Annotated in this window: 1 protein-coding gene; it reads left to right on the top strand. The window is 69.2% G+C overall.

Features of this window, described 5'->3' with window-relative positions; translation table 11 throughout:
- Nucleotides 1–315: hypothetical protein (locus PZA18_RS24485; protein ID WP_284103493.1), on the top strand; the 315-nt coding region annotated here is incomplete at both ends.

A 315-nucleotide genomic window follows, 5' to 3' on the forward strand; every position in this document is an offset into this window, starting at 1 on the left:
GCAGCACGGGCACCGCAGGCAGCACCGGGGGCACCGGCAGCGCCCCGGCGGTCTGGAGCACCGACTACCGGCTGACACGCTACTACTACCTGAACGGCCAGCGCATCGGCGACGTCTCCAACCAGGGCGCCAGCCGCGAAGACTACGCGCAGAGCCTGGCGCGGCAATGGGGCGGCTACCGCAACGATGAGCGCTACACCCAGTGGAAACCGGTGGATAGCGCCGACTTCGACCAGAACTACGAACCGATCAGCCCGAGCTACCCGGCAGCCGTGCCGGGCCGCTACATCGTGCAGAGCGGCGACAGCCTGCGCA

The sequence above is a fragment of the Parachitinimonas caeni genome (genome assembly GCF_030129945.1).
In the GTDB taxonomy this organism is placed as follows: Bacteria; Pseudomonadota; Gammaproteobacteria; order Burkholderiales; family Chitinimonadaceae; genus Parachitinimonas; species Parachitinimonas caeni.